The organism is Bradyrhizobium sp., from assembly GCF_019242285.1.
Lineage (GTDB): Bacteria > Pseudomonadota > Alphaproteobacteria > Rhizobiales > Xanthobacteraceae > Bradyrhizobium.
The window spans coordinates 1-6,733 of the sequence record NZ_JAFAVV010000323.1 but is presented as its reverse complement, the minus strand read 5'-3'; the positions used below and the strand labels follow the sequence as shown (position 1 = coordinate 6,733).

The window sequence follows — 6,733 nt, the reverse complement described above, 5'->3', positions numbered from 1 at the left end:
GCGGATATCGATCCGGTCGAAATCGTTTCCTTCCTGACACCGCGGCTGCCGCATTTCATGGTGCCACGTTACATCCGCTTCATGGGTGACCTGCCGAAAACACCGACACAGAAAGTCGAAAAGCATGTGTTGCGGGCGGAGGGGATTACCGCGAATACCTGGGACCGCGAAAAGGCCGGCATCCGCCTCAAGCGGGAGAAGCTCGCGGCCGGCGAACTGAAAGTGGCGCCATGAAAGACGAGACCAAGCAGCGCGCCGACCTGAAACTCGTTCTCGACGCCCAGACCGCCCGCCTCGACGCGGCACGGCCCGACGCGGTGGCGCGGCAGCGGAAGCGCGGCCGATGGACCGCGCGGCAGGCGCTGGAAGTGATCGCCGACGAAGACAGTTTTGTGGAATATGGCGGTCTGGTGCGTCCGGCGACTAAGGGGATGGCCGGAGCTGCCGATGGCCTGGTGATGGGCACGCTGAAGATCGACGGACGCGCGGCCAATATCGTGCTCTATGACTATTCGGTCTATGCCGGCACGCAGAGCGCGATGAACCACGTCAAGATTTCGCGCATGTTCCTGCACGCCGAAAAGCATCGGCTGCCGGTGATCTGCTGGCTCGACGGCGGCGGCGCGCGCCCACACGACATGCATGTGACGGCGCGGCCTTCGACCGAAACCTTCGTCGTGTTCGCGCGGCTGTCCGGCCTCGTGCCGACGGTGGGCATTTCGCCGGGCCGCGCTTTCGCGGGCCATGCCAATCTGGCCGGGCTGTGCGACGTCCTGATCGCGACCGAGGATTCGGCGATGGGCATGGCCGGCCCGCCGCTGGTCGAGGCCGCGCTCGGCAAGAAATACACGCCCGAGGAAATCGGCTCATCGTCGGTGCACTGGGCGTCGGGCGTGATCGACATCCTCGTCAAGGACGAGGCCGAAGCGATCGCGGCAGCGAAGAGATATCTCGGCTATTTCGAGATGCAACGCCCCCCGGGCGAGGCGCCGGACCAGATGGCCTTGCGCGACATGGTGCCCGAGAACCCCCGCCGCGCCTACAATGTGCGCAACGCGGTGCAGACGCTTTGCGACATCGACAGCGTAATGGAGGTCAAGGCCGGCTACGGCAAGGCCGCGGTGACGGCTTTCGGCCGCATCGCCGGTCGCACCGTGGGAATTATCGCCAACCAGCCGATGTATCTGGCGGGCGCGATGGACACCCCGGCCTGCCTGAAGATGGCGCGGTTCGTACAGATTTGCGATGCCTTCGACATTCCTCTCGTCGTGCTCTGCGATACGCCCGGCCTGATGGTCGGGCCGGAGGTCGAGAAGACGGGGTTGATGCGCCACAGTGCACGGGTGCTGAGCGCGCTCGCCAATGCCACGGTGCCGGTGCTGACGGTAGTGCTGCGCAAGGCCTACGGCCTCGGCTATTACATCATGGGTTCGCGGCCGCTCGAGCCGGCGATCCTGCTCGCGTGGCCGACCGCCGAGTTCGGCGGCATGGGGCTCGAGGGCGCCGTCAACATCATCCATGCGAAGGAGCTCGAGGCCGCGGCGACGCCGGAAGCGCGCACCGAACTGCATGCACGCCTCACCGCAGAATTGAAGCGTTCGAACACCGCGGTCGAGAGCGGAGCGAAATTCCTCTACGACGACGTGATCGATCCCGCCGACACGCGCGCCATCCTGATCAAGACGCTCGATACGCTGCCGCAGCCCGCACCGCGCGCGGCGCGCAAGCGGATCATCGAGCCGTTCTGAGGGGCCAACCAGATGAGCGACAATGCCGCCCAAACGCCGTTGACCGAGCTGCGCGTGGTCGATTTCACGCACTTCATCGCCGGTCCTTTCTGCACCATGATCCTCGCCGATTTCGGCGCCGAGGTGATCAAGGTCGAATCGCCGGATGGCGACGGCTTCCGCCAATACCCGCCGCATCGCGACGGCGAGGGCGCGCCCTATCTGTGGACCAACCGCAACAAGGACAGCGTCACGCTTGATCTGAAGTCGAAGGTCGGTCGCGACCTTGCCCTGAGGCTGATGGACAAGGCCGATGTGGTGGTCGAGAATTTCTCGACCGGCGTGATGCAGCGGCTTGGTCTCGGCTATGAGACGGTCAAGGCGCGCAATCCAGGGGTGATCTACTGCTCGATTTCGGCCTACGGCCGCTCCGGACCTCACGCCGATCGCATCGGCTTCGATCCGATCGCACAGGCCGAAGCGGATTCATCTCGATGAACGGCCAGCCGGAAGGCGAGGCCATGCGTGCAGGACCGTCGATCATGGACATGGCCACCGCCATGATGTCCTGCAACGCCATTCTTGCCGCACTCCATGCCCGCGAGCGCTCGGGCAGGGGACAGTTGATCGAAACCAATCTTCTCGGCATGGCCGTCAATATGCTCGGCAATTTTCACATGGCCTACCTGTTGTCCGGCAACAGCCCGAGGCGGTTCGGCAACTGGCAGGTGACGGCGGTGCCGGTCGGCGCGTTCGCAACCCGCAGCGGGCCGATCTATATCGCCTGTGCGAATGACAGTACCTTCCGGCGGCTCATGACGGACGTGTTGAACAGGCCGGAGCTCGCCGACGACCCGAGGTTCCGCACCAGCGCGAACCGCCGCATCAACAATGAGGCGCTGAGGGCGATCATTGCCGACAGCTTCGCCGCCTGCACGCGCGACGACTTGCTCGCGGCGATGCGCAAGTCTGGCGTGCCTGCAGCCGCTGTGCGTAGTGTGGGAGAGGCGCTGGATTCGAGCGAGGTCCGCTCGCTCGGCATCATCGGCGAGGCGCCGCACGAGAAGCTCGGTAGCGTTCCGAACGTCGGATTGCCGGTGAGCTTCTCGGAGACGCCCGTGCGCGCGCCGCGGGGCGCGCCGCTGCTGGGAGCGCAGAATGGCGAGGTACTTCGGCGTGTGCTGGGCCTGAATGAAGACGACCTTGCCGCGCTCACGCGCGCCGGCGCCTTCGGACGCTGAAATCACCTGATGGACAAAAGCATTGCGAGAGAGGTTGGAATGCCGAAATGGGAAGCGAAATCCGAGGTCAGCGGATTCATCTGGAAGGTCGAGACCGCTCCGGGCCAGCGGGTCGCGAAGGGCGATACGCTCGTCATCATCGAATCCATGAAGATGGAAATTCCCGTCGTCGCCGAATCCGACGGGACCGTCGTTTCGATCCCGGTGGAGGAAGGGGCGGCAGTGAACGAAGGCAACACCGTCGCCATTCTGGAAGTGTGAGGTTCCGAGCATCTCACGACGACCGGAGGACTTCCGTTTGGGTCGACCATGAAACCTCCGTGTGCGGAAAAGCGGGAGAAAGAATCGATGGGAGGAGTTCTGGAAGGCGTCCGCGTACTCGATTTTGGACGCTATATTGCAGGGCCGTATTGCGCGACATTGCTGGCTGATTTCGGCGCAGAGGTCATCCGCGTGGAGAAGCGGGACGGCAGCGAGGATCGCTTCATCGCGCCGGTTGGCGAAGGCGGCGAGGGCGCGCTGTTCCTGCAGGTCAACCGCAACAAGAAATGCATCACGCTCGATCCGATGACGCCGGAAGGGCAGGAGGTGATGCGGCGGCTGGTCGCCACCGCCGACGTCGTCGTCGCCAACCTGCCGCCGCAGACGCTGCAGGCCATGAAGCTCGACTATGAATCGCTGCAGGCGATCAAGTCCGACATCATCCTGACCACTGCGACCGCATTCGGCGGACCGGGCCCCTGGTCGGACCGGGTCGGATTCGACGGCATCGGGCAAGTGATGTCGGGCGCGGTCTATATGACCGGCCGGGGCGACCCGCCGTATCGGGCTGCGGTGAACTGGGTGGACTTTGGCACGGCGCTGCATTGCGCTTTCGGCACGCTCATGGCGCTGATCGAGCGCGGCAAGTCCGGGCGCGGACAGATCGTCGAGGGCGCGTTGCTCGCGACCGCGCTCACTTTCACCAATGCAACGCTGATCGAACAGGCTGTGATCGCCGCCAACCGCGTGCCGACCGGCAACCTGGGCCAGACATCCGCGCCTGCCGACATCTACCGCACCAGAGACGGCTGGGTGCTGTGTCAGGTCACGGGGCAGCCGCTGTTTGTTCGCTGGGCAAGATTGATGGGCGAGGAAGGCTGGCTGACGGACGCGCGGTTCTCGGACGACATCAAGCGGGGCGACAACGGTCCTGTCATCAGTGAACGAATGGCGCGCTGGTGTGCCGAGCGCACGAGCCAGGAGGCCGTCGATACGCTGGCGGCCGCAAAAATACCGGCAGGACCGGTCCTCAGCCCGCAACAGGCGCTCGACCACCCGCACATCCGCGCCGCCGGATTTCTGAAGACTGTCGACTATCCCGGCTTGCCGAATGCCGCGCCGGTGGCGCGTGCGGCGGTGCGGCTGTCGCAGACGCCGGGTGAGATCGTCGCCCGACCGCCGAGGCTCGGCGAACACACCGATCTCGTGCTGACGGATCTCGGCTACGATGCCTCCGCCATCGCGGCGCTCCGCGAGAAGGGCGTCGTGTAGCGTCCTCCATCTGACCTGCTTGGTCGCGGTCCGGAGGCGGGCACCCGGCCTCCGGCGGATCCGGTACAGGAGGAAAGCCGGGAGACTTTCTCCTGCCCGATGGCTACAAGCCCCGCCAGATGCGATCCTAGCTAGTGCCGCAGGGCGCTGCCCACGATGCCGCCCATCATGCCGCCGACGAAGGCCGCACCGGCTGGGTTGCCGGCGGGGGCAGGAGCGGATGCGGCCGGCGGAGGCGAAGGTGGTGCGGCCGCCGTGGTGCTGGTGGAACGTCGCTGCACTGCGCGGCGGGTTGCGTCGTCGCCGGTACCGGCCGGAGCTGTGGCTGTCCTGGGCTGGACTTCGCTCAGCAAGGCCTTGTGCTGCAGCTTGTTGAAATAGCCGCTCACAGGATAACCGCGTGCGGCCTGCCAGCGTTTGACCACGGCCCTTGTGTCGTCGTCAAACGTGCCCGTTGGATTGTTATCGAAGCCAAGGCCAGTGAGGCGGCGCTGGATGTCGCGGCGCTGAGTCTTGTCCAGGCCGATCTGATCCTCGGTGAGCTGAGAGGCCTCTTCCGTGAAGGTTGCAGGAGCGACGCCGGCGGCGACAGTCCGTGTCCCGGTCGACGGGCCATGTTCGAGCGAGGCGATCCGCGCCAGCGCCAGCGACTTGAACTGGCCGTTGGGATACGACGTCACGTAGGCCTTGAGCTCTTCCGGCTTGTTGGAGTCCTTGACCGAACGCCAGAACTCCATTTCGACATCGGGGCCTTGGGTGCTCGACGCGACAGCGGCGGGAGCGGATTTGGCGGTGACGGCAGTGGCGATGTCAGGAGCGCTGGCCGGGTTGAGATAGACCGAGCCGATCAGATTGGTGTGGCCCCAGGGCAGCTGTCCCTTCTTGGTCTCCTCGTTGACCTGGGCTCGTACCTCGGTCATGGCCTGCTGGATCTCGACATTGGGCTTTGTGATGTGATCGATCAGCGCGCGCGTGAACGGGCTGTTCTGGCCCTGCTGACCGTCAAGGGCGGTCTGCCCGGGGCCGGTTGCAAACGCGATCAGGGTGCCTTCGCCGGATTTCATCTCGGCCAGGCCAGTCTGCACGGAGACGCTGCGGGTCGAAGAGGCGGATCGGATCTTGGCGGCAAAAGGGTTGTCGCGGCAGGCGTCAAGAAACACCAGTTTGACCTTGGCGTCGCCCATGGTCTGGTCGAGCGTCACATCGACGTTGATCGCAGCTCCGAGCTTGACGTCCATCTCGGATTTGATGTCGGCATCTACCGGGAGCAGATAGTTGGTCCCATTGATCGCGATGCCGTGGCCGGCGTAGTAGAAAATGGCGATATCGGCACCTTGCGCCCGCTTCCCGAAATCGAGCAGCTTTTCCGTCATGCTGTCGCGGCCGAGATTGGTGCCCTCGACCACGTCAAATCCGACATTGCGCAGCGTCGCAGCCATGGCCTTGGAGTCGATCGGCGGGTTGGGCAGCTGGGCGACATTCTTGTACGCGCCATTGCCAACCACAAACGCGACCCGACGATCAGCCAGCGCGGAGTTGGCGGTGAGAACCAAGCAGATGAGGGAGCCAACGATCGTAAGATAACGCATCTGAATTCCCCTGATCAGAATCGATCGAAGCAAAGCAACTTAGCGAAGCGCGGCGAACCCTACACGAAAACGTGGTTTTGGTGAGGCTGGTGGAACCTCACTTCGCGCACAATCTGGCCACGGTTCGCGGGAGCGCCGAAATGGTGAGTGCTTGCTTGGTCGGAGCGCGACGTCGCTCGGTTCAAAGACGCCGGTGGCCATCGCCTCGCCGAAGGCAGACGGCATCTGCCGAAACAAGCAGTTTGGCAAACTGCAACCTCTAGATGGCAGAGAACCCGGTTTCTCCCGCCAGACCGGCACGTTTCCCGCTGGAACAGACGGGCCAATCGGAGATCATCAGCCGGCACGGCGGCAAGGCTTCCTCCGCGCGCCCGCATTCTGGGACATCATCGTCCATGCTGGACCGGACCTGACGTCGGCGTTGCGACCGGAGCGAATGATGCGAATCCCATCCATTCAGATCAAATGAATCGACCGACCAGCGTGTCCGTACGACTGACATCATCCACGTTGCCGGCGCTCGCGCGTGCTGTCGATGCGCAAGGGCCATCCTTGGCTCTGATATCGTCGACTATCGCTCGTCCGACGGCTTCGCCAACGAGACCCTGAGCGTATTGGGTGAGATGGAAACCGTCGTGCTGCA

At 64.3% G+C, this 6,733-nt stretch carries 6 protein-coding genes and 2 pseudogenes; 6 read left to right on the top strand and 2 right to left on the bottom strand.

The window, feature by feature from the left end; genetic code table 11:
- The 5 genes and pseudogenes from JOY90_RS12725 to JOY90_RS12700 form a co-directional block, all read left to right on the top strand.
- Positions 1-234 (top strand): annotated as a pseudogene (locus tag JOY90_RS12725) (hypothetical protein); the annotation flags it as partial.
- Positions 231-1,748, top strand: a complete 1,518-nt coding sequence (locus JOY90_RS12720; RefSeq protein WP_291691482.1) for an acyl-CoA carboxylase subunit beta — start codon at positions 231-233, stop codon at positions 1,746-1,748. The pseudogene JOY90_RS12725 and the gene JOY90_RS12720, both read left to right, overlap by 4 nt.
- Positions 1,749-1,760: 12 nt before the next feature.
- A pseudogene (locus JOY90_RS40115) lies at positions 1,761-2,968 on the top strand (CaiB/BaiF CoA transferase family protein).
- A gap of 39 nt (positions 2,969-3,007) precedes the next feature.
- Positions 3,008-3,229 carry a biotin/lipoyl-binding carrier protein gene (locus tag JOY90_RS12705; RefSeq protein ID WP_291691479.1) on the top strand — a complete coding sequence of 74 codons (222 nt, stop codon included), beginning with the start codon at positions 3,008-3,010 and terminating at the stop codon, positions 3,227-3,229.
- A gap of 87 nt (positions 3,230-3,316) precedes the next feature.
- Positions 3,317-4,501: a CaiB/BaiF CoA-transferase family protein gene (locus JOY90_RS12700; RefSeq protein ID WP_291691478.1), complete on the top strand. Its 1,185-nt coding sequence runs from the start codon at positions 3,317-3,319 to the stop codon at positions 4,499-4,501.
- A gap of 131 nt (positions 4,502-4,632) precedes the next feature.
- Here JOY90_RS12700 and JOY90_RS12695 read toward each other — a convergent pair whose 3' ends face one another.
- Positions 4,633-6,090 (bottom strand): caspase family protein, encoded by a 1,458-nt coding sequence (locus tag JOY90_RS12695; RefSeq protein WP_291691477.1) that lies wholly within the window; start codon positions 6,088-6,090, stop codon positions 4,633-4,635.
- Between the two features lie 193 nt (positions 6,091-6,283).
- Between JOY90_RS12695 and JOY90_RS12690 the strand changes: the two genes are divergently transcribed.
- Entirely contained in the window at positions 6,284-6,559 is a 276-nt protein-coding gene (locus JOY90_RS12690) for a hypothetical protein (protein WP_291691476.1), read from the top strand.
- Here the strand turns inward: JOY90_RS12690 and JOY90_RS12685 are convergent.
- Positions 6,552-6,733 (bottom strand): hypothetical protein (locus JOY90_RS12685; RefSeq protein ID WP_291691475.1); only part of this gene is annotated, 182 nt, incomplete at its 5' end. The two genes, JOY90_RS12690 and JOY90_RS12685, sit on opposite strands and share 8 nt — an antisense overlap.